Annotated in this window: 18 protein-coding genes and 2 tRNA genes; 1 reads left to right on the top strand and 19 read right to left on the bottom strand. The window is 42.2% G+C overall.

The window, feature by feature from the left end; genetic code table 11:
* Positions 1 to 7 precede the first annotated feature (7 nt).
* The 5 genes from recD to GDK41_RS10010 all read right to left on the bottom strand — a co-directional run bounded on the left by recD (position 8) and on the right by GDK41_RS10010 (position 11,186).
* Positions 8 to 1,903 (bottom strand): exodeoxyribonuclease V subunit alpha, encoded by a 1,896-nt coding sequence (gene recD / locus GDK41_RS09990; protein WP_152086280.1) that lies wholly within the window; start codon positions 1,901 to 1,903, stop codon positions 8 to 10.
* Positions 1,900 to 5,451: an exodeoxyribonuclease V subunit beta gene (gene recB, locus GDK41_RS09995; protein ID WP_152086281.1), complete on the bottom strand. Its 3,552-nt coding sequence runs from the start codon at positions 5,449 to 5,451 to the stop codon at positions 1,900 to 1,902. The genes recD and recB overlap by 4 nt, the downstream gene beginning before the upstream one ends.
* A complete protein-coding gene (gene recC / locus GDK41_RS10000; RefSeq protein ID WP_152086282.1) occupies positions 5,438 to 8,719 on the bottom strand; it encodes an exodeoxyribonuclease V subunit gamma in 3,282 nt (1,093 codons plus the stop codon). The genes recB and recC overlap by 14 nt, the downstream gene beginning before the upstream one ends.
* 107 nt (positions 8,720 to 8,826) lie before the next feature.
* Positions 8,827 to 9,849, bottom strand: a complete 1,023-nt coding sequence (locus tag GDK41_RS10005) for a GGDEF domain-containing protein (protein ID WP_152086283.1) — start codon at positions 9,847 to 9,849, stop codon at positions 8,827 to 8,829.
* Positions 9,850 to 10,142: 293 nt separating this feature from the next.
* Positions 10,143 to 11,186 carry an alkene reductase gene (locus GDK41_RS10010; RefSeq protein ID WP_152086284.1) on the bottom strand — a complete coding sequence of 348 codons (1,044 nt, stop codon included), beginning with the start codon at positions 11,184 to 11,186 and terminating at the stop codon, positions 10,143 to 10,145.
* Positions 11,187 to 11,330: 144 nt separating this feature from the next.
* Between GDK41_RS10010 and GDK41_RS10015 the strand changes: the two genes are divergently transcribed.
* Positions 11,331 to 11,912 carry a TetR/AcrR family transcriptional regulator gene (locus GDK41_RS10015; RefSeq protein ID WP_152086285.1) on the top strand — a complete coding sequence of 194 codons (582 nt, stop codon included), beginning with the start codon at positions 11,331 to 11,333 and terminating at the stop codon, positions 11,910 to 11,912.
* A 244-nt stretch (positions 11,913 to 12,156) separates the two neighbouring features.
* On the opposite strand, the gene GDK41_RS10020 is transcribed toward GDK41_RS10015, so the two are convergent.
* From GDK41_RS10020 to aspS, 14 genes are all read right to left on the bottom strand, one after another.
* Positions 12,157 to 12,246, bottom strand: a tRNA-Ser gene (locus GDK41_RS10020).
* Between the two features lie 95 nt (positions 12,247 to 12,341).
* A complete protein-coding gene (gene nadA, locus GDK41_RS10025; RefSeq protein ID WP_152086286.1) occupies positions 12,342 to 13,382 on the bottom strand; it encodes a quinolinate synthase NadA in 1,041 nt (346 codons plus the stop codon).
* A 133-nt stretch (positions 13,383 to 13,515) separates the two neighbouring features.
* Positions 13,516 to 13,591: transfer RNA gene (locus GDK41_RS10030), tRNA-Lys, on the bottom strand.
* A 152-nt stretch (positions 13,592 to 13,743) separates the two neighbouring features.
* A complete protein-coding gene (ybgF, locus tag GDK41_RS10035) occupies positions 13,744 to 14,502 on the bottom strand; it encodes a tol-pal system protein YbgF (RefSeq protein ID WP_152086287.1) in 759 nt (252 codons plus the stop codon).
* 17 nt (positions 14,503 to 14,519) lie between these two features.
* Positions 14,520 to 15,056, bottom strand: a complete 537-nt coding sequence (gene pal, locus GDK41_RS10040; protein ID WP_152086288.1) for a peptidoglycan-associated lipoprotein Pal — start codon at positions 15,054 to 15,056, stop codon at positions 14,520 to 14,522.
* 41 nt (positions 15,057 to 15,097) lie between these two features.
* On the bottom strand, positions 15,098 to 16,453 hold the full coding sequence (gene tolB / locus GDK41_RS10045) for a Tol-Pal system beta propeller repeat protein TolB (protein ID WP_152086289.1): 1,356 nt from the start codon (positions 16,451 to 16,453) through the stop codon (positions 15,098 to 15,100).
* A 9-nt stretch (positions 16,454 to 16,462) separates the two neighbouring features.
* A complete protein-coding gene (tolA, locus tag GDK41_RS10050; protein WP_152086290.1) occupies positions 16,463 to 17,401 on the bottom strand; it encodes a cell envelope integrity protein TolA in 939 nt (312 codons plus the stop codon).
* A 2-nt stretch (positions 17,402 to 17,403) separates the two neighbouring features.
* Complete coding sequence (gene tolR / locus GDK41_RS10055; protein ID WP_152086291.1) at positions 17,404 to 17,829, bottom strand: protein TolR; 426 nt, start codon at positions 17,827 to 17,829, stop codon at positions 17,404 to 17,406.
* Between the two features lies 1 nt (position 17,830).
* Positions 17,831 to 18,520, bottom strand: coding sequence for a protein TolQ (gene tolQ, locus GDK41_RS10060; RefSeq protein ID WP_152086292.1), 690 nt, complete (start codon positions 18,518 to 18,520; stop codon positions 17,831 to 17,833).
* Positions 18,521 to 19,322: 802 nt separating this feature from the next.
* Entirely contained in the window at positions 19,323 to 20,327 is a 1,005-nt protein-coding gene (gene ruvB / locus GDK41_RS10065; protein ID WP_152086293.1) for a Holliday junction branch migration DNA helicase RuvB, read from the bottom strand.
* A gap of 5 nt (positions 20,328 to 20,332) precedes the next feature.
* Positions 20,333 to 20,950, bottom strand: a complete 618-nt coding sequence (ruvA, locus tag GDK41_RS10070) for a Holliday junction branch migration protein RuvA (RefSeq protein ID WP_152086294.1) — start codon at positions 20,948 to 20,950, stop codon at positions 20,333 to 20,335.
* Positions 20,951 to 20,958: 8 nt separating this feature from the next.
* On the bottom strand, positions 20,959 to 21,480 hold the full coding sequence (gene ruvC / locus GDK41_RS10075; protein ID WP_152086295.1) for a crossover junction endodeoxyribonuclease RuvC: 522 nt from the start codon (positions 21,478 to 21,480) through the stop codon (positions 20,959 to 20,961).
* A 116-nt stretch (positions 21,481 to 21,596) separates the two neighbouring features.
* Positions 21,597 to 21,881 carry a TfoX/Sxy family protein gene (locus GDK41_RS10080; RefSeq protein ID WP_172971595.1) on the bottom strand — a complete coding sequence of 95 codons (285 nt, stop codon included), beginning with the start codon at positions 21,879 to 21,881 and terminating at the stop codon, positions 21,597 to 21,599.
* A gap of 328 nt (positions 21,882 to 22,209) precedes the next feature.
* Positions 22,210 to 23,985 carry an aspartate--tRNA ligase gene (gene aspS / locus GDK41_RS10085; protein ID WP_152086296.1) on the bottom strand — a complete coding sequence of 592 codons (1,776 nt, stop codon included), beginning with the start codon at positions 23,983 to 23,985 and terminating at the stop codon, positions 22,210 to 22,212.
* Between the last annotated feature and the right edge of the window lie 51 nt (positions 23,986 to 24,036).

A 24,036-nucleotide genomic window follows, 5' to 3' on the forward strand; every position in this document is an offset into this window, starting at 1 on the left:
CTACTTGTTAATTTTTCATTAACCTATCTCGTAATCCAGAGCTACGAGATACCGACTTTTGCATTGCATTGAATATAACTTGTTCTTGGGCCACCAGCTCAAAGTGCTTTTTAGCCCGTGTGATCCCCGTATAAACTAACTGACGATTTATACCAACCGATGCTCTTTGTATCGGCGGTAAGATCATTGCAGTATGCGCAAACTCAGAGCCTTGCGACTTGTGGATGGTCATAGCATAAACATTCTCATGACGGGGTAAACGAGCTGGATAAAACGACCTAAAACTGCCTTGTTCGTCAATAAAGGTGGCTTTTAGTTGTTGCTGCTCGTCAAGTAATAGTATCCCAATATCGCCATTAAACAGTTTTAACTGATAGTCATTTTCTATCACCATGATTGGCTGACCCGCATAATGTCGGCTGGTGGGAGCAATTAATTGTCGAGCATATAAAACCTGCTCAATACGCTTATTTAATTGCTCTACCCCGTATGGGCCCTCACGCAATGCAGCAAGTAGTTGGTACTGTGAAAATGCATAATGAATTTCTTGCGCGTCGCGACCCTCGTGCATCAATTCTAGATAGTTACTGTAATTGTCAGCCGCACGCTCTATCAAAGCGAGGTATTGCTCATTATTCAACCCAAGTACAGTGATGTCTTGATATCCTTTTTGCAATGTTTGACTAAGCAACGGCCTATCATTGTTGTTCACAGCTAAGGCGAGCTGTCCAATACCGCTGTTGCTATTAAAACGATGGCTTTTTTGCAAAAACGCAACACTGTCAGACAAGGCAAACTCGCTTTGCTTTTCATTAAGTACTGGCTTTTTGTCAAAACATAGCTTGTTTAATTTATCACATAGTTTCTGGCTATAATTAGGCTGTGTATTGAGTGTTAACTCTTGGCATAAATCACTCATAACACTGCCGGTATCAACAGAAGCCAACTGGTCTTTATCTCCCAATAAAATTAACCTTGCGTGCGCAGGTAATGCTTGCACAAGTTTAGCTAGGAGCGAGAGATCGACCATAGAAGCTTCGTCGATAATTAACAAATCAAGATGTAACGGATTAAATTGGTTGTGACGATACTGATTGCTTTGTGGGATCACACCGAGTAACCGATGAATTGTTTGTGCATGATCAACAATTAAATCACTCAGTGCAGCGTCTAATCCTAACTTGGCTTTAGCGCCCAAAATTGATTCACTTAACCTTGCCGCAGCTTTACCTGTTGGTGCCACCAGCTTTACAGTCAGCGGCGCTTCAAAATACAAAGATTGTAAAATAGCTAATAGCTTAGTTACGGTGGTGGTTTTACCCGTACCCGGTCCGCCAGTTATCACGCAAAAGCCAGTGCTGGCGGCCATGGCACATGCCACCTTTTGCCAGTCTATATGATCAGCTTGCGTGTCAGGAAAGTAGTTTTCTAGCAATTGGATAAGCTTGTTTTCATCTAGCTTTAAAGGCTGTTGTTGCATTTGTAGAAAACGCTCAGCTAACAAGGCTTCGTAACTGGCTAAGCGGGATAAATACAACTTATCGGCAAACAGTACCAATGGTTTGCCATCACCCACTGCTGGGTGTTGCAATAACTGCTGCCATATTGTGCCAGCATTGTGAGGCTGCCAAGGTGCTAAAGGGCCTTCCAACTCATGCATAGCCAATGAGAAAGGATCAGCCCAGTTAATTTCCTCGTAAGATAGGCAGCTATGCTGTTGCTGTTCAGCACGAAGCAATAGCAATATCAAATATAAGCAGTCATCTACCCTCTGCTGATTCAATAATTTGGCTAACGCAAGATCAGCATGGCGAATGCGCGTGTGCGACAACAATGAGCCAATATAGTCATCGTGATCAAATACAGCCTCTTGGATATCGGCAAATAAATCTAACTGGCTCATAGCAAACTACCTTGGCTAAACAGTGCATCTAACTTTAGCAATTGTTCTGTACTTAACTGATTAAAAAACACCCCTGCTTCATCAGGCAGTGCTCTTAAAAACAAGTAATAAACGCCCCCTAAATGGGTCTCTGGTTGGTAATCTTTGACACGCTGTATCAGCAAGCGATGTAATGCGACCGAGTAAATCATGTATTGCAGATGATACTGATGAGCATCCATCGCGAGCTTTAAATTATCAGCTTGGTAATCATCTGGGTTATCGCCAAGATAATTAGACTTATAATCCAAAATGTAATACTTACCTTGGTAAACAAAGATCAGATCGATAAAGCCTTTTAATAGTCCTTTTACACTGTCAAAACTTAGTTGGCTATGCTGACCGGTGATATCACTCACCAAACGATTCAACTGTGTGGCATTGAGCGGCTCTAAAGGAAGGTAAAACTCCATTTCTACCAAACAGTCTTGCGGTGCTAGCTTAGCAAGTTGCAAGCCGATTTCGGTATTGAGTTGGCATTGCAAACAACCTTTTATCCAGTCGTATACTGGCATTTGCCATTGCTCGTCAATATGATACTTGCTCAAGCTTTTTTCTATCGCTTCACTTAACGGTAATTGCTCATTGCTTGCAGGTAAATCAGGCGATGTAAAATCAATAAGCTCAAATATCTCATGTAAGCAGCTTCCCGGCTTTGCGCCTTTTGGAAAGGTATATGAGTCCTGCGATATATTTGCTAAATGAACCCCCTGATCTGGTAAATCTAACTGATGATTTTCATCCAGCGCACCAAGCGGCCTATCATCAACATGGCTTTGATAACTTAATTGGCTAAAGCTAGTAGCGCGCCAGTTACGTTCAATCTGTGCGGTCACTGGCTTAACGGATAGAGACTGAGGTTGTGTTAGAGGTGCAGCAACTTGAGCCGCAGCTTGCACGTCATCTGATAACCAGTTTAGCTTAATATCCCGATGTCCCGCGCAAAATGACTCTAACGCTTCGTGCCACAAAGCTTGCGTTGCAAAGCTCTGAGCGCCAAACAGTGCATAACCTATGGCAGTTTGCGTTATACCAGGCTTTTTGCTGCGCCCTGCCGCCACGTTAAACAGCCCCACATCACAAAAATGGATAGCTCTTGTAAGCGCAACGTATAACAACCGTATATCTTCAGCTAAACGCTCTTGCTCAGCGAGTGCCTGCTCATCTTTATCGGCATCTAGTGCGTAGACTAATTGCCCATCTCGATGGAAAAGTACGTCACTGGCCTCGCGGTAACTACTCACAAATGGCAGATAAACGATGGGGTACTCCAAACCTTTAGATGCGTGCATAGTGACTATCTTCACTAAATCCGCATCGCTTTCTAGTCGAACCTGCGCACTATCTTGTGATGCTTGTTGAGTTTGTGTTGCTAACCAGCGTAGCACTCGTAACGTGCCATCAAGCTCTATTTGCTTTTGTTGTAAAAGCTCAGCCAAATGTCGATAATCGGTCAGCCATCGCTCAACATTATAGCCCTGAGCTTGCCAAAGCGCTTGCAGCTTGTTTTGCACAAGTAACTGCTCAAGCATGGCCATAGCGCCTTGTTTGTACCACAGCTTTTGCAATGCACTAAATTGGTCAAGATAACTTTGCCATTGCTGCTCATTAGTACGAAGTTGAAAAACTTGCTGATAGTCCAGCGCAAATAAGGGGCTTACTAATATACCTCGCAGTGCAGCCTCATCGTACTTACCGTGCAATACTTCTAAGAAGCTCAGTATTGCAAGGCTAATTGGCTGACTGAAAATACTATCTCGCGCCAAGTAAACACTGGGTATGGCTAAGCTAGACAACGCCGACTTGATGATGCTCGCCTCACCTCTATCTCGCACCAATACACAAATATCACCCGCTTGCACGGCATTTTTTCCTATCAATGCCTTGCCTTCTTGCGCTTCAATCAGTAGCTGGGCAATTTTATTTGCATAATGTTTTGCCAGTACTGGCTGTGCTTTAGACTTGCTGGTTATTGGCGCATCATCTTTGTAAACACTAAATTGTAAAGCCGCATTACCCAAAAGGTTTGATGAAAAGCGGCTATCCTCTGATTTGCCATGAGCCGTTACAGAAATAAATGGAATGGCTTTGTTGAAAATAAAACTATGCTCATGGTTAGAAAATATCGCATTGACCGCCGCAACCACCCCTGTGGCAGAGCGATAGTTGGTTGCTAAGGTATATTGATTACACTCTTCAACTTGCTTTTTTGCATAGATATAAGTAAATATATCTGCTCCCCGAAAGCCATAAATGGCTTGCTTAGGGTCACCTATCATGGTTAATGCACTCGCGCCGTCACGGCCATAAACTGTATCAAATATGCCATACTGGATTGGATCGGTATCTTGAAACTCATCGATCATCGCTACGGGAAAAAGCTGGGCAATTTTAGCAACTAAGACATCGCCTTGCTCAGACTTTAACGCCTCATAAAGCTGACGCAATAAATCATCGGGGCTGATTAAGCCATGCTGCTGCTTATGAGCACGCAACAACCGACGTACCTCAACCACACTGTGCTGCAATATCGCAATTTTTAGCCCTGTGCTTACTTGTTCATGCAACTGGGCCATCTTATCAAACTCACTAAGCATGGGGTGTTCAATCAGTTTTGCGCCCTTTTTATAGTTAGCTGGGTTGGATAAGGCCGCCTCGCCCCAGATTGAAAACGAATGTTTAGCACTACCAAATTCAAAATACCAATCGTCGTTTTGGCAATAGGCAATCAAAGCGTCGATATTTGCCACTCTGCCCGGGGTTTTATTTTTCGCTAAGCCAGAACTGGCAAGCACGCTAAAAAAGTCACTACGCAGCAATGACTGCTTAAACTTTTGAGCCTGTTGCTGATATTGTGTTCTCGCTGCGAGCACCGTTTGCAAATCTAACTGGGGAGTAATAGTCGCCTGTTCTTTATTTAGAGCACTGATAACGTCTTTTGCCAGTGATTGAGGGCTCTTATAATGCTCAATAATGGCTTGCGTGGTATCTCTGTCTAATGGATAAACAAAGCTGCGCCAATGATCTTTAATTGCCTCTAAGACAAGCTCAGACTCATCTAAAACAAACTCCAAATTAAATGCCACATTAGACTCAAATGCGTGCTGTTTTAACATTCTTTGACAAAAACCGTGGATGGTAAAAATTGCCGCCTCATCGATTGATTTCGCCGCAGCGTCTAACAGTACAAAAGCGTAGTGAGGATCATCTACCTGACTAAGCACACTATTTACTAACTCATCTTTGCAAGGCTGCCCAAGTAAGGTATCGCGTGCGAGCAAAATACGCGCCCTCACCCGTTCTTTAATCTCTTGCGTTGCCGCTTCGGTAAAGGTAACCACTAAAATCTGCTCAACACTTAATGGCGCGCTTGGTTGTTCAGAGACCTGTAGACCAAGTAAGCAACGTAAGTACAAACCGGTAATGGTATAAGTTTTACCCGTACCTGCACTGGCCTCAATTAAACTACTACCGGCTATGGGCATCAATTGTGGATTAAGCATCTGCATATCGCTGCTCCTGAGCTAATGTTACAATATCAGTCAGTAAGTCGTGGCTGATAGCTTGCAGCGGCTCAAGCACCTCTTCAAGTGTTGTAAAGTTTAAAGCAACGTACGCATCCTCACTTTCACCATAACCAATATATTGTCCGCCGTTAAACTTAGCTGCCGCCTTATTCACATCGCCCGTTGAAGCTAATTCATACCCTGTACTGACAAAAAAAGGCATCGGTTCAGCCAAACATGCTTGATAAAATCGCAACCACTTCTCTAAGTGGCTTTGCGCTTTGGGCTTATCGATGGGAGCAAAAATCACCTGCTCATCGAGCCCGTAAATATAAGTGTGCACAGGTTCGTCCATGCACTGTGCAATACAATGCATTAAAAAGCCTTTTACTCTATCTTTTGCTTTTATACTGGCGCTGCGATAAAAGATTTGCTTGTCATCATAGAGCTTATCTAGCCAACCCAACAAGGTATGCTGTGCGATATCTAACCTTACCTCTAGCGGCACTCTGCGTTGGCAAACTTGCGGCTTTAAGCGCTCTGCCATAGGTTGCACACGCTGTTGTAAACGCGCCAACTGTAGTTCACCCACCGTGGCTTGCGGCAAATTACCTCGTTGGATAATTTGTTCTAAGTTTATCGGCTCACCCCTAAGTTCATGTTCCAACAATTCATCAAGGTAAAAATAGCGCTCAAGCGTATCAAGAATGAAAGGTTCTTCATCTTTATTAAACTCGGTTAACTCGTGTAACCTCAAGCCCAATGTTTGTGTGTAAAACGCCTTTTGAGGGGCAAGCACAGTAAATAAAAACTGGGCGATATCAATATTTTTCTCATACTCTACGTTAAGGGGCTCTGGCGTTTGACGCTTAAGCGTTGTGTTTTCAACCAACCACACAGGGTTAAAACTTTGCAACTTATTACCGGAGCAATAGTTTTCTGGATTAAACGGTTGTAGTGTTGCCTTTTCAAGCAAATTATCTGACGGTTTTAGCGGGTTATCTGCGTATTTAAAGCTGCGGTCAACATACTCTAATAATTCACTGACCAATACAGATGGCATTTGTGGCTCATTGTTATAACAGGAGCGACCGATATAGCTGATGTAAAAGTGCTCACGTGCACTGAGTAGTGCCTCTAGAAATAAATAACGGTCATCAAATTTTCGTGACCGGTCACCTTTTTGCCTTTTAGAGTGTGGCACTAAATCAAAACCAATTGGTTGAACGGTGCGCGGATAGTCAGCATCATTCAAGCCCAGCAAGCACACCACTTTAAAAGGCACTGCACGCATCGGCATCAATGTACAAAAGTTAACAGGTCCAACTAAGAAACGTTGACCAACACCCTTTTCTTGCACCCCTTGTTTTACCAGATAGCTTAATACTCTGGCCGATACTGGCGCTTGCATATCCAAATTGTCATCATGTTTTTGTAAATCATCAATGACTCTTTCTAATGTGAGCAAATCCCAACTTTGCTCGCTCTGCTCATCATAAAACTGCGCAACCATTTCTCGTAGCAGCTGCGCTTTATCACACAGCCGCTCACTTTTGTTCAGTCTTTGCTTATAGCCTGTTAGTGCATTAACAAAGTGCAGCAACTTACTCAAACTATTCACCGCCATGCCTTCAACAAGATCGGCAGGATAAATATCATCAAATGCAACATGCTCATCACTCGATGCTATACCGAGCAGCAATCGGTTTAGGCCATGTTGCCAAGTGTTGAGCGATAACGCAGGCAGTTCATGCTCTGTTTTATGGTTCGCATCTAGCCCCCATTTCACGCCAACTTGTTCAAGCCAATACTTCAGTTGTGAAAACTCATGTTCTTCAACATTAAACTGGCTAGCTATTGGTGCCACAGCTAGTAAGTCCAATATGTCCGATACGCCAAAGCGACTAAATGGCAGATTAACCAAACTCACAAATGAGCTTAAAATTGGTTTTTCTTGCTCAATCGATAAATCGGCCAATGCATAGGGAATAAATCGCTCGCCTGTTGCCGCGCCAAACACCGCCTCGATATAAGGGCTATAAGTGCCAACATCTGGCATCATCACAATAATGTCTTTGGGCGTTAAGGTTGGGTTGTCATGAAACAATCTCAGTAAATGGTCGTGCAAACATTCGACTTCTCGCAGTGGCGTGTGACAATCAACGAGCTGAATGGATTTATCTTCGGGGTCAACTTCCAACTTACCCTGTTCACTAATAAACCAGCTTTTATCCGGTGTTAGTGACTTCCCCTTAAACGCTAGTTGGTATATTTCACTTTGGACTTTAGCCAATAAACTATCATCAAAGTCATCGATAAACCCGTCGATCCATTGGGCATCTAATTGCACTAACTGCTCAAAATAATCTCGTCCAAGCTTGCCCCACGAAGATAACAGCGGGTTGCCAATAAAGTAATAATCTTCTTGGTTTTGTTTGGCTTCTAGCTCAGGCATTTTCAGATATTTTGCGGCAATCTTAGCCTGCGTTTTTTCATCAACCAAGTCCCCCCAATAATGCTCACTTGGGTTACAAAAGAACAACAGCACGTCAACTTTTTTGGCCAAGACTTCAAAGATCTCTAACTGACTCGATGCCATTGCAGATAAACCAAATATGGTGATCCGCTCCGGTAGGAGCCGCTCTGCCAAGAGCCTTTTAGCATCAAAACTATCAAGCGCCGCAATTAGTTGCTGATGCATATTTGCCCTGTGATAATCGCTTTGCCCTAAAGATTGCGTATGCTTAACCAAACGCCTCCACAAGTCGGGCTGCCAAGCTGCAATAGAAATATCCACATCATCGAGCTCATCCTCTCCTGCATCCCATTGGCTTATCCAATGCGGCCGATACATAAGGTATTGGTCATATACGTCGGCTATTTTTTCACACAAAGCAAACAGCTTTAAGCCATCATTATCTTCATTTAAATATTGCTCAAGTTGAGCATATTTATCATCGCCCAAACACTGGGGCAATATTGCTACCAACTTCCAAGTCATATTTTGTTTATTATATGGCGACTCACTAGGCACATTAGGTAAAAACTGTTGATATAGTTGCCAAATAAAACTCGACGGAAGCGGAAAATCAACTTGGGCAGCAACACCTAGCGCCTCACTTAAGCCTATTTTTAACCATTGTGACATACCAGGAGATTGCACCAAGACAATTTCTTTACAGAATGGGGAGCTTAATGGTGCGGATTTTAGCAAGGTGTGAAACTGCGCCTGCAAGACTTCCATTCGATTAGACTGAATAATGTGCAACATGATGGTTTCCCGCGCTATTTACAACCACAATAACCTGAGGATCTGGCTGATTTATAAGATTTATATGCGTTGGGCAGTGTAAAAGATTTACGTATTAGAAGATAGATTCAAAATAAATCTATACCCGAATCATCTTCTGTTTGTGGTTTGTCAGCTTTAACCATTTGCTCATAAAAACAAAGCTTATCCCTGCCATTTTCTTTGGCAAAATATAGTGCTTTATCAGCGTTTTCTAATACATGGATGGGAAAGTCATAGGGGCCGACTTTTGCTACTCCAATGCTAACGGTGAGTTTTTTGACAAATGGAAACTTCGTATTCCTTACTTGCTCCATAAATTGATTTAATAGCGCCTCGATTTCTTCAACCGTTGCGGGCTCAAACACTAAAACAAACTCCTCGCCACCAAAACGAAAGAGCAAGTCAGTTGGTCTAAAATAGCTGTGCATCACTTGTGCTAAGATAAGTAAAACCTCATCTCCGCACACATGCCCATAGTTATCGTTAACCTGTTTAAAATGATCAATGTCTAACATCGCAAGCCACGACACCGTTTCTTTTTGGTTTTGTCTGTCTTTTTTAGACTTCGTGGTTTTATGGTGCTTAACAACTTGTTTTTCTATTAACTGTTTTAATTTCTTATCAAATGTCTGTCGATTTAACAGCCCCGTTAGTTTATCTCGCTCGTTCTCATGCAAAATAGTGAGGTAATTTTCATAAATACAACAAAACGCATTCAACAGCACTTGCTCTGCGCTACCCAACCCTTTACTCACAATTGCAATTGCACCAATGGGCTTATCTGATAGTGTAATGGGTACCCAGCGTTTCTCAACGCCATCATTGCTTTGAATAGCAATTATGCATGCAGAGTTTAAACAAGATAGTAACTCAGGACTGGGGTTATCGAGTTTTTCTGATTGGCTCCACTGAAAACGTTTTCCGTCGATAACTTCTAAACCCAAGCAACATTCAACTTCTAAGACATCATTTGCAGACAAAGACTTATAAATAGATACCGCCTGACAGCCAATAAACTCATGTATCGTTGACAACAAACTCGATTCAAGCGAATCAACATCACGCGTTTTTGTAAGTTTTACAACTGAATGAAGTAGCTCTTCTTGCATATTCTACCTTAGAGAAAACTCAAAGCACCAAACTGCCATTTAAATCGGGCACGCTGTAATTAGATATTGGTGTACATTCAACACACCATACACGCAACAGTAACATTTCACTTACCGAATTTGCGTTATTTTACTTTAGAAACAATGTTATCTAACTAGTATAGACAGGATTTTTAAGCTTGCAGAAGATTACAACTAGACTTTCGATAGGGTTGTAAAAGTAAGCGGAAGGCCTGCTTCCACTTACTCACAATGAATAATATACATTATATAGATAGGCGCTTATGCACCAATTAGATTAACTGCGCTAACATTTCTTCGCTATATTCAGTTAACGGCTGTTGATTTTTAACTTTACTCACATAATCTGGATTAGCAATGAACGGTCTTCCAATCGCTACTAAGTCAAATCTCTTATCATCTAGTGCCTGCGTAGCCGTTTGTGGCGTAAATCCACCCACACCGACCAGTGTGCCATTGTAGTGCTGGCGCATATAATCTGAAGCACGTCCACCTAAGTGTTCGAATTGCATGCTATCGTCAAAAATCCCAACATGAACAAATGCCAAATCTTGTAAACTTAGTTTAGCCAGTAAATAGTCAAATACAGCTTTGTCTTTTTGATCAGGCTCCATATTAAAATATGCGCCTGGAGATAGACGCAAGCCTACTCTTTGTGCACCGATGGCAGCAGAAACAGCCTCTACTACCTCAAGAGCAAAGCGCGACATGTTTTCTGGCGTTTCTCCATATTCATCTGTGCGCTGATTTGATGTGTAATGTAAAAATTGGTCAATTAAATACCCATTTGCACCATGTATCTCTACCCCATCAAAACCAGCTTCAATGGCATTTTTTGCAGCTTGTGCGTAATCATCAACTAATTGCTTAATCTCTGATAATGTTGCTGCCTTGGGAGTTTGATACTGTAAGTCACGCATTCTTGGCACTGTACCTTCAATGCCAATAGCCGAAGGCGCAAGCACGTCCCCTTCCCCAAAAAAGAATGGATGCGCAACGCGGCCAACGTGCCATAACTGAGCAAAAATTTTGCCACCCGCATTGTGCACAGCACGCGTTACATTTTTCCAGCCATCAATTTGGGCCTGTGTGAATAGGCCTGGCGTATTAGGGTAACCTTGTGCATCGGGACGAATGATCGTTGCTTCGCTGATGATTAAGCCTGCATCAGCTCTGCGCGCATAATAAGCGACCATTGCTTCTGTTGGCACTAGTTCATCATCTGCCATACAGCGCGTCAGCGGGGCCATCAAAATACGGTTGTTCAAAGTAATGGTGTCATTGAGTTTAAACTGCTCAAATAATCTAGAAGTCATAATTCCTCGCAAGAACGATAGGTGCATGTTAATTTTGAATGTACATTCAAGATACACATACTTGAATAAACGTTCAAGAACTATTTTTGAATAAGCAATCAAATTAGGTTAGACTTTTTCTACTCAACCAAGATATCTCCTAATATGAGAAGCGCAGAATTCGATAAAGAACATGTTTTACGACAAGCCATGCATACCTTTATGCAATACGGTTACAGTAAAACCAGTATGCAAAAATTAACCCAATCCACAGGGCTACACCCGGGATCTATCTATTGCGCATTCAAGAATAAAAAGGGTTTACTATTAGCGTCAGTAGAACAATATCAAAAAGATAAGAATGAGCAATTTACGCAACTATTTGCTCAACACGACAACATCCGCTCTGCCTTAGAGGTTTTTTTGCAAGATATTATTAGGCCATGTACGAGTCATGAGGCAACTCAGGTATGCTTACTTACACGCACGCTGTCAGAAGTGGATGGACAAGATGAAGAAGTTACTCAAGTGCTCTCAAATAACCTATGCGCATTCGAGCAATCACTACAAAATGTATTAACTCAAGCACAGCAAAGTGGTGAAATTAGCTCTGTACCCAGCGCAAAAGAAAGAGCACAGTTTTTGGTCATGGGCATTTATGGGTTAAGAACTTATGCAAGTACCAGTAATGATGAGCTAGCTCTTATGAGTTTAAGCAAACAGTTACTTGAACACGTTTTGCAATAATACCAATTTTATTAATACATTGATCATTCTAGCGAGCTAAATAACTCATTAACTGCGTTAAATATTTCTCATGTAGAATAACTACATAGCGAAATATTTGCCTTGTTACTAAGCCATTTATCTGTCGCAATATCTGATCACCAATTTAATGCAATTGGTATAAAAAACGAAAGGATCTGAGTTTTAGATACAAAAAAAGCGCTTATAGCGCTTTTTTTGTTTTACCTACTTTTACCAGGCAACATGGCGGAGAGGGAGGGATTCGAACCCTCGATAGGGGTTAGCCTATACACGAGTTCCAGTCGTGCGCCTTCAGCCACTCAGCCACCTCTCCGTTACACCTAAAGTGCGGGGCTAATACTATGAAAAGCAACGCACTTTAGCAAGTAGTTTTTGGGTTATATCAATCGGTTGCTCAACTATCGAACACTACTTTTGCAGGCTTGCTGAAAAATCCAGCATACGATTTAAAGAACGCAACGCGCCTTCGCGAAGCGCCATATCAACAAACACTTCTTTGCCAGATGGGTCTACAAGCGCTTCTTCTATCGCTTTAAGACCATTCATTGCCATCCATGGGCAGTGAGCACAACTTTTGCAAGTTGCACCCTCTCCAGCTGTTGGCGCTTCAAAAAACTCTTTCTCTGGGCACAACTGCTGCATTTTATAGAAAATGCCTCTGTCAGTCGCAACAATAAACTTTTGGTTTTCCATTGTTTGTGCTGCTTTTATAAGCTGACTTGTTGAACCTACTGCATCTGCAAGCTCTACTATCTCTGCAGGTGACTCTGGGTGCACAAGCACAGCAGCATCTGGATGCAGTGCTTTCATATCTTTTAAGGCTTTGGTTTTAAACTCATCATGTACGATACAAGCACCATTCCACATGATCATATCGGCACCCGTCTTCTTTTGAATGTAAGAACCTAAGTGTTTATCAGGGCCCCAGATTATCTTGTCGCCCTGATCATCAAGATGTTCCACTATCTCAAGTGCACACGAAGAGGTGACTATCCAATCTGCTCGAGCTTTGACCGCAGTGGAAGTGTTGGCATATACAACCACTTTTCTATCAGGGTGTTGATCACAAAACGCAGAAAACTCTTCGATAGGACAACCGACATCAAGTGAACAAGTGGCAGCCAGAGTTGGCATCACCACTGTTTTGTTAGGTGTAAGTATTTTTGCTGTCTCGCCCATAAAGCGTACACCTGCCACAACAATAATGTCAGCATCGTGTTTGGCGCCAAAACGCGCCATTTCAAGAGAGTCAGCTACACACCCACCCGTCTCTTCTGCCAAAGCTTGAATTTCTGGATCAGTGTAATAATGTGCAACTAGCACCGCATTCTTTTCTTTTAACAATGATTTGATACGCGCTTTGTACTGTAACTTTTCATCGTCAGTTAAAGGCGCAGGTTTTGGAGGAAAAATATAATCCTCAGGCATGATTTGTTCAGCTAAACTCATTTCTCGACCACTGTAGTCACATTGCATAATTACGGCGAATTATACGTAAACAGGCGCAATAATCCTAGTCAAAGACTGACTAAATGACACGATAAAGAAATTAAAATGAAGTATAAAAGACACAATGAGAGAATGGTGGGTCATGATGGACTTGAACCATCGACCAATGGATTAAAAGTCCACTGCTCTACCAACTGAGCTAATGACCCACTTAGTGCAGCAGTTTGGTTTGAACCAATCGCCTGCTGCGGGCGCTTATAATACTTATTTAAAAAATGAGTGCAACTGAAATACGTAGTTTTTTTCAGTTTTTGTGTCTAAGCGCCTAATTTTAAACCATTGTGGCAAAAAATCATGCCTTTTATATCTTCGCCAGACGTTCTGTGGCTAATTTAGCAGCAGTTGTACTGGGATATTCAGATATCAATGTATTAAGCATTTGCTTTGCAAGATCGAGCTGTTGTTGCTTTTCATACAATGCACCTAATTTTAGCATTGCATCTGGGCGTTTGTTAGATTCAGGAAACTGCTCAACCACTTTTTTAAAGTGCACTAACGCATTCGCATCATCATTTTTAATCGACAATAACTGCCCTAGCCAGTAATGTGCATTAGGGATATACACTGAATTAGGGAATGTTGTTAAAAAACTCTGAAATTCAGGAATGGCTGCGTCATAACGTTTATCTTGCATGATCAAAGCGACAGCTCGGTCATATGCTTCATTTTCCGACAAATCATTGCTTAGCGCTTGTGTCGCATCGACAGGGCTAACAATAACAGGCGCTGTAGTGCTTTGTTCATATACCTTAGAAACACGATTTTCTATCTCTTGGTATAGCTCTCGTTGACGCTGAAGAACTTTTTCAAGCTTATAACTTTGCTCTTCCGTAACCCCTCGAACTTGACTTACTTCATCTTGTAGCAAATTGAGCTGCTGCTGTAATTCAATTTGCAGTAGGTTGCGCGTCTTCATCATACGCTCTAACTGCGCGATTCGTTGCTCTACTGAACCAGGACTGGGGTTATTTGCAGCTTCAGAAACAGGCGCGGGAGCAGCCCAAACTTGGGTGCTCCCGCTTAGTAACATTAGAGCTGCCAAAATTGTATTCGGCTTCATAATCTCTCTTTACTAATTTAGTATACAAGCACCGCGCGACGGTTTTTAGCAAAAGCTTCTTCTGTGCGTGATTTTACCATTGGCTTTTCTTCACCATAGCTCACTACAGAGATTTGGCTTTGAGACACACCTAAGCTCTGTAGGTATTTAGACACTGACTTACCACGGCTCTCGCCTAAAGCAATGTTATACTCTGGCGTACCGCGCTCATCAGCATGGCCTTCAATCAGTACCTTAACGCTAGGGTTTTTAACTAAGAAATCAGCGTGCGCTTGTAAAAGCTCTGAGTACTGACTTTGAATCGTAGATTTATCAAAGTCAAAGTATACGATCTGTTCTTGACGTAATGCTTCGTATTTTTCACGCAACTTTTCTTCTGCTGATTTTTCACGCGAAATGGTGTTCACATCTACCTGATTATTTGCATCGTTATTGGCAGCTTGATTGCTTTCATTTGCTGCACCTTCATCAACACTTGAAGAAGAGCTACATGCCGCTAGCGTCATTACTGGTAGAGCCACCAATAGCGCTTTTAAAGTTTTGTTAAGTTGCATCGAGTATATTCCTATTTGTAAAATTCAAATCAGCAAAGTTATTATAAAAATGGCGACCAGGCCGGGGCCTTTACTTGCCCATCTGAAACGGGAAGTCGCGCTTTAAATCGACCATCCATAGACACTAAAGCTAAAACCTGCTTATTGTTATGTAGCGTACTATAAATAATCATTGAGCCATTTGGTGCGATACTCGGAGATTCGTCTAAACGTGTTCTCGTCAATACTTGAAACAGCCCTGATCCTAATTCTTTTTTAGCAATGTGATATTTGCCAAGCGTTCGGTTCACCATAACAAGCTGCTGCCCGTCGGGTGTTATTGAGCCAGCTAGGTTCATATCACCGTCAAAAGTAATACGTTTTGACCGACCTGACTGTAAATTTAACTTATATATCTGGGCATTACCACCCCTTTCAGACGTATAGACAATTTCTTTACCATTTGGGTGCCAAGATGGTTCAGTATCTATGCTACGGTGTTTAGTTAAACGTCTTATCTGTTTGGTTTCTAGGTCCATCACATAAACTTCTGTAGCCCCACCAGCATCTTTTGACAACACAATTAACAGTTGCTTACCATCAGGCGAAAACTGCGGTGCTCCATTAATACCAGGAAAACTCGTTAAGATTTCTCTTCTGCCCGTATATAAGTCTTGTAAGATGATCTGTGATTGGCGGTTTTCAAAGGTAACATAAGCAAGTTTATTTCCATCAGGTGACCATGCTGGTGACATTAAAGGCTCTTTAGAGCGCAACAATACTTGCTCATTGTAACCATCATAATCTGCAACAACCAATTGGTAAGGCTTGTCTTCACCATCACGCACGATCACATAGGCAATTTTTGTACGAAATGCCCCACGCTCTCCTGTTAACGCTTCATAAACCACATCACTTATTTGATGTGCATAGCGCCTAAAGCCATCACTGGTAATAATGCTTTGTCTTGCCTCTTGGATGTGGTCCTGACTTTTCATTAATTGTCCATTCGTCATCATACGAGTTTCACCACCCGTAATTTGCGCGCGGATCACATCAATCAACTCATATTTTACTAAATAGCGCCCACCGGGTTGTTGCTCTACAGAGCCGACTACTATCGCCTCAACACCTTTGTTTACCCATGCATTGTAATCCACATCTTCATCGCTGGTAGGCAGTTGCGGCATATCAGCCAAAGCCAGTGGTTTAAACTTACCGCTGCGCATTAAGTCAGCAGCTATCACATCACTTAATTGCGACGGTACTTGGCCAACACCATTGTATTGAAATGGCACAATAGCGATTGGGCGTGCACTATCAATGCCCTCTGTAATGACAATTTCAAGCGCAGCATTCGCCACGCCTTGCAAGCCAAAAGCAACTATGATTAACAAGGTTTTCAGTCGGTTAAACATGAGTTTCCTTTATAAATTAGGTTTAATTGTTAAGTTTATATTTTTAAGCTTTTCAAACACATCTTTCTCTTTAGATACAGGCAACGTGTCCGCCATTCTTACTGCCCTGAGCGCTGCATCACATACAATCTTATCGCCACCAAGAGAAGTGACACTGGTAACTAGACCGTTGAACGCCAAGCGAATGTTCACACGACATTCTTTGCCACGCATTTTCTCATCCGTTAACAAGTTTTGCTGAATCCGTTGCGTGATCAGCGCTTGATATTTCTCAACTTCTGTCAATACCTGCTGCTGACGAATTCTGGCACGTGCGGCTTGCTCTTTTGCTAGTTGCTCCTGTAGCATTTTTTCTTCTAATGCTTTTTGGCGTGCTCGCTCTGCTTCTTCTGCCTTACGCTTCTCTTCAGCCTCACGGCGTTTGCGCGCCTCTTCAGCTTTTCTAAGTGCATCCTCCTCTGCTTTGCGTTTTTCAGAGGCTGCTTTAGCTGCTTTTTCTGCTTCTAGCTTCTCTTGCTGTGCTTTTTGTGCTTGTTCACGCTGCTTCTTTTCTATCGCGCGCGCTTTTTTAGCTTGTGCTTCTGCTTTGCGCTTTTCTTCTTCCTTTGCTAAGCGCTGCTGTTCCAGCTTTTTGATCCTGCGAGCTTCAGCTTCTCGCTCTTTTCTGGCCTGTACAGCACGACGCTCTAAATCTCGAATACGCTTTTCTTCAGCTTTTTTCTGTGCATCTTCTTTTTGTTTGAGCTCTGCAATTTTTTTCTCTACGGCGTTTTGATCAACCGATATGGCCGAGACAACTTTTTCAGAAGGATCGGTTTGTGGCACATTTAGCGTTACTTCCATCACGCTTGGTGTTGGTGTTTTAAACATTGCACTAGCAAACAAAAATCCACCGATGGCTAAGTGCAAAAGAAATGATTTCAATAACCCACTTTGTAACGAATCCATGGCTATTCCTCAAACGATTTCGTCATTAAGCCAACGGATGGCACACCCGCATTTTTCAAAAAGTCCATTAGCAATAAAACTTCTTGATAAGACACTCTCCCTGAACCTTTTATCATGACCGGTGTTTCAGGGTTTTGCTGTAGTTTAAGTTTGATGATAGCAGCCACTTCAACCGCATCCATCGGCGCTTCTGGATCGGTACCTACACTGACGTAATAGCGGCCTTGTGAGTCTATACTTGCGATGATTGGTGGTGCGTCTTTAGTTTCTACCAAGTCAGACTCTTGCATTTGTGGCAAGTCTACTTTAACCCCATGTGTGATAAGTGGTGCTGTGGCCATGAAAATAATCAACAGCACCAACATAACGTCAATATAAGGGACCACATTTATTTCAGCTACTTGACGACGTTTTTTGCGCACGTACATGTTATTTTGCCTCTACTGAGTTTGTAGCTTGGCGATGAAGGATATTCGAAAATTCCTCCATAAAATTAACATATTGGGTTTCTACAACCTCTACCTTTTTAGCAAAACGGTTGTAAGCAATAACAGCAGGAATTGCTGCAAATAAACCCATAGCCGTCGCTATCAAAGCTTCAGCAATACCTGGGGCTACCATTTGCAGCGTTGCTTGCTTTACTTCACCAAGCGCGATGAATGCATTCATTATGCCCCAAACTGTACCGAATAACCCTATATAAGGACTAATTGAGCCAACAGTAGCTAAAAATGATAAACCTGATTCAAGCTTTTCAACTTCTCTGGACAATGCAACACGCATTGACCGGTGAGTGCCTTCAATCACCATACCTGCTGATGGAGAGCTATTTTTTTTATGGCGGGCAAACTCTTTAAAACCGGCGCTGAACAACGCCTCTAAACCAGATGCAGGTGAGACTTTACTAGTTACTTCACTGTATAACTTGCTGAGATCCATCCCAGACCAAAATCTTTTTTCAAATTCCTTTGCTTCATTCACTGCTTTACTAATAATACCTTTACGTTGAAAGATAATGGCCCAAGAGGCAATCGACATCCCAACTAGTGTTAGCATTACAAGTTGCACTAACAAACTTGCTTTTAAAATAAGATCAATAAAATTGAGTCCCGATTCCACTTTTTTATACTCCTAACGAATGTATCTCGGCTTTTCAACCACAAATCTCTTAATTGACTGTAAGCGGCTATAAAGGTTCAGTTAGTTTACTCACACATGTCCGTGCTTACAATCTCATTACCATGAAATACAGCTATTTGGCGACAAAGTGCGCAAAAATATAACAAACCGCTAATTTCATGCTTGTTTTTAACACAAAAGGATGAGCAGTTTGCATAATCTGTGAGTTTAAGGTGCGTATTTATTACTAGTAACTGCATAAATCTATTGCTTTATGCATAAATAAAGAATAAACCCTCAAATACAACTTGGTAAGACCAATTAACAACAAATAAACTAATACTCTAAAAAACCAAACAAAAACAAAAAACACTTAAAAAACAACAATTTAAAATTTTACCAAGAACAAAAATACAGCAAAGAAAAAATAAAGAAACCCTCTTGCTATTAGTTTTTTTTATTTGAAAATTAAATTTTTCTAGTTTGATAGAATTAATAAACCCCTTTAATATACATCCTGTACTGAGCAAGCAGCATGAATCATGCAAACGCACAGTTATAAGTAATATGATTTCTGATTTGTCGTATTACTATTGATAGATGTATTTGGGATAAAACCTAAACTCATTTATCAGTTCCCTGGATTACTTCCTTCAACTTGTTGTTTTGCCCGCTATTTTAGCGGGCTTTTTTTTGTCAAAAATTTATCACAAGTCTACTGCAACAGTCTTAACGTTCACTGAAAAATCAATAACAATTACAGGGTATGATGGCTTTAAAAGTTAAAAAAGCCCAGTTTCCACTAGGCTTGAGGTGTTAAGTTAAAGTGTAGATAAGCAGCGTTTGAAGCTATTCTCCCCCTTGGGGTACGCTGAATGAAGCCCTGTTGGATCAAAAACGGTTCTATGACATCTTCAATGGTTTCACGCTCTTCACCTATCGCCGCCGCTAGGTTATCTAAGCCGACTGGACCGCCTGTGAACTTTTCAATTATGGCGAGCAGATACTTTCTATCCATGTAGTCAAAGCCACATTTGTCTACATCAACCATGTCAAGCGCCTGCTGCGCAATGTCAACTGACACTTTGCCATCCCCTTTTACTTGAGCGAAATCACGAACACGCCTCAATAACCGGTTTGCAATACGCGGCGTACCTCGAGAACGCTTGGCTATTTCATCAGCCCCTTCAGGACTTATAGTCAGATCTAAGTAAAAAGCAGAGCGAGAGATAATTTTTGACAAGTCAGCCACAGAGTAAAACTCTAAACGTTGAACAATACCAAACCTGTCTCTAAGCGGTGATGTCAATGAACCGGCTCTAGTAGTTGCACCGATCAGCGTAAACGGGGGCAAATCCAGTTTTATTGAACGCGCAGCCGGACCTTCTCCTATCATAATATCGAGTTGATAGTCTTCCATTGCTGGATATAAAATCTCTTCAACTTGCGGGCTTAAGCGGTGAATTTCATCGATAAATAGCACATCACCTTCTTCAAGGTTAGTAAGAAGTGCAGCTAAGTCCCCCGCTTTTTCAAGTACTGGTCCTGAGGTAGTTTTAATATTCACCTCAAGCTCATTGGCAACAATATTCGCCAATGTTGTTTTACCTAACCCTGGTGGACCAAAAATCAGTAAATGGTCAAGCGCTTCATCTCGTGTTCTCGCCGCTTCGATGAAGATCTCCATTTGCTTTTTAACATGCGGCTGGCCTGTGTAGTCACTCAGTAGTTTAGGACGTATCGCTCTATCGACCACATCCTCATTACCTTGTACTTCTGGCTCTATTAATCTATCGGCTTCTATCATAAAGGTTACATCATTGATTTAAGCGCTTCTTTAATCAACGCTTCAGTGCTCATATTTGGTTGCGACACATTCTTAACTGCTTTTTGCGCTTGAGCTGGTTTATAGCCTAAAGCCAATAAGGCAGCGATTGCATCGTCTGCAGGGGTGTCGGCAACTGTTGGATTTTGCATTGGCTCTAGTATAGTCGAATCGCTATATGGCGTTAGCAAATCATGGCCAAAGTCTTTGAGTCTATCTTTCATCTCAAGTACTAAGCGTTCAGCTGTTTTTTTACCTACACCAGGGATTTTCACTAATGTTGTTGCATCTTCGTTATTAACGCATTGAATAAACTGCTCAGCCGACATACCAGATAAAATAGCCAAGCCAAGTTTAGGGCCAACACCATTTGCTTTTATTAGCTCTCTGAATAACGCTCTTTCTTTTTTATGATTAAACCCAAATAGCAACTGCGCATCTTCACGTACCACAAAATGCGTATAAACCGCAGCTTGCTCTCCTATATTGGGTAACTCATAAAAGCAGGTCATAGGCATTTGCACTTCATAACCAATGCCTGCTACATCAAGCAATATCTCTGGCGGTTGTTTTTCTAATAACGTGCCATTCAATCTTCCGATCATATTAAATCCTACCTTAGTCTTCTTCGCACTGTCTTGGTCGCACTACCCGCTAAACGAATTAAGTTCTGCTGTGAGTGAGCATGGCATATCGCTATTGCAAGCGCATCCGCGGCATCGGCCTGAGGCGTACCTGGTAACTTCAAAAGACGCTTAACCATTTCTTGAACTTGCTCTTTTTTAGCACCCCCAGTCCCCACCACCGCTTGTTTAACTTGCCGTGCAGAATACTCACTCACCTCAACATCTTGCATTGTAGCCGCAACAATAGCGGCACCACGTGCTTGGCCAAGCTTTAAAGCCGAATCGGGATTGTGTGCCATAAACACTTGTTCAATCGCAAAACTAGTTGGAGAGAATTGCTCAATAAGTTGACTTACCCCTTGGTAAATCATTTTTAAACGGGTGGGAAAGTCGTGCTCACCGAGTTTAATGCAACCACTGCCAAGATACTGAAACTTCGCACCTTGGTGTGTGATCACACCATAGCCTGTAAATCGAGAGCCAGGGTCTATGCCTAAAATAACTGCCAATGCATCTACTCTTTTTTTTCTTTAACAGCATAATGCCAAAATACTGTATGAATTACCAGTTATATATCGGGAGAAACGCACTGTGTCAATCATGTAATTAAACTCACATCGCTATATTAATAAGCGTCTGAAAGTCGCTTTTCTACTTCTTCGTGTTCCTCTAGTGTCATCAACAACTCTGCTTTTTTCTCGCTAGCAATATCTAACCAATGCTTACCTTGTAATGCCCCTTCTAAAGCATAAAGCAGATTTAAGCTTACCCGACCTTGGTTATGCTTTACTCTTAAAAAAGCGCGTACTGAACCTATTTCTCTGAGTACCTCAACGGAGTCAACGCCGGACTCTATGAGCATTTGCTCTGATTTAGGGCCAAGCCCTGGTAAATCAGCTAATTTTATCATTTGAGTTCTCCGACAATGTAGCGCTTTTTTTAGCTACAATGCTCAATTTCATCTTCGATTGTGTACAGCAAGCAACCCGCATTTACCCCTCGGCTAGGTACAACGCTGTCGCAGTTTTCATTCCAAACACGATTATTGCCCATCGATGACCAAGCTCATGCTTTAGAAGGGGCATTACAAGGTAAACACTGGCAGTAGCTAATGCTTAGCACTATATAATAGGTGTGCTTCCCACTGTGGTTTTAGCGTTGCGTTAAAGCTATTTCACTATAATAGCCGAAAACAAAAAAGGCGACCGAAGTCGCCTATTGCAAAATAATTTGCTTAATTATTCGCTATCTAGCTGAGCTTGTTCAACACTAATCGCCAGCTCTTTGAGCGCATCAGGGTTGGCAACACTTGGCGCGTTGGTCATTAGACATGATGCCTGTGTTGTTTTGGGGAATGCGATAACATCACGGATGTTATCAGTGCCACAAAGCAACATCACTAAGCGGTCAAGACCAAATGCAAGGCCTGCATGAGGTGGTGTACCGTACTTCAGCGCATCTAACAAGAAGCCAAACTTGTCTTGTTGCTCTTGCTCATTAATGCCTAAAACTCTAAATGCGGCTTGTTGCATTTCGTTGTTGTGAATACGAACTGAACCTCCACCAACTTCATAGCCGTTTAGAACCATATCGTACGCATCAGAAATCGCCTCAGCAGGGTTGGCTTCTAGCTCTGCCGCAGAAATGTCTTTTGGTGCAGTGAACGGATGGTGTACTGCATGCAGCGTGCCTTCGTCATCTTCTTCAAACATTGGGAAGTCAACAACCCAAAGCGGCGCCCATTTGTTTAAGTCAGTAAGTTCAAGATCAAGACCTACTTTCAAACGTAATGCACCCATTGCTTCGTTAACTACATTGCGCTTATCAGCACCAAACAGAATGATATCGCCCGTTTGTGCGTTAGTGCGCTCAAGTAGTGCCGTGATCACTTCTTCATTTAAGAATTTAGCGATTGGTGACTGCACACCTTCAACGCCCGCGTCACGGTCATTGACCTTCATCCATGCAAGACCTTTAGCACCATAAATACCAACAAACTTAGTGTATTCGTCAATTTGCTTACGAGAAAGCTGAGCACCACCTGGTACTGTTAACACCGCTACGCGGCCTTTTTCGTCGCTTGCAGGGCCTGATAAAACTTTAAACTCTACATCTTTTACAAGATCAGCAACGTCAACCAATTCCATCGGGTTACGCAAGTCTGGCTTATCTGAACCGAAACGGCGCATCGCTTCGCTGTATGCCATTACTGGGAACTGGCCTAAGTCTACGTTGAGCAGCTCTTGCCACATTTCACGGATCAATTGCTCTGTCACTTCACGCACTTGATCAGACGTCATAAATGACGTTTCTAAATCGATCTGGGTAAATTCTGGCTGACGGTCAGCTCGTAAATCTTCGTCACGGAAACACTTAACAATTTGATAGTAGCGATCAAAACCCGACATCATCAGCAACTGTTTAAATAGCTGCGGTGACTGTGGAAGCGCGTAGAAGCTACCTTTGTGAACGCGACTTGGTACCAAGTAGTCACGCGCCCCTTCTGGCGTTGCTTTAGTCAGTACCGGTGTTTCGATATCTAAGAAGTCGTTACTATCTAAGAATCGGCGTACAAAGCTGCTCGCTTTGGCGCGAAGCTTGATACGGTCACTCATTTCTAAACGACGTAGGTCTAAGTAGCGATACTTAAGACGACGCTCTTCTGAGTTTTGCTGGTTAAAATCGAGTGGTAAAGGCTCTGCGCGGTTAATAATGGTTAAACCGGTGCCTAATATTTCAACTTCGCCCGTTGCCATATCTTTGTTAACTTGACTATCAGGACGAGCACGTACAATACCTTTAACCTGTACACAGAACTCTTGGCGCAGTGTATTAGCTACATCCATTAACCCTTCTACTTCTGGGTCAAAAACAACTTGCACTAACCCTTCTCGGTCGCGCAAATCTATAAAAATTAGGCCACCTAGATCACGGCGTTTGTTTATCCAACCGCATAGTTCTACTTCTTGTTCAACGTGGCTTTTGTTTAAGTTTCCGCAATATATTGAGCGCATAGTCTTCCTGTCTCTCAGTCACACTACGTGGTGACTGGCATTAATATGAAA

Origin of the sequence: Pseudoalteromonas sp. A25 (assembly GCF_009176705.1) — a bacterium.
In the GTDB taxonomy this organism is placed as follows: Bacteria; Pseudomonadota; Gammaproteobacteria; order Enterobacterales; family Alteromonadaceae; genus Pseudoalteromonas.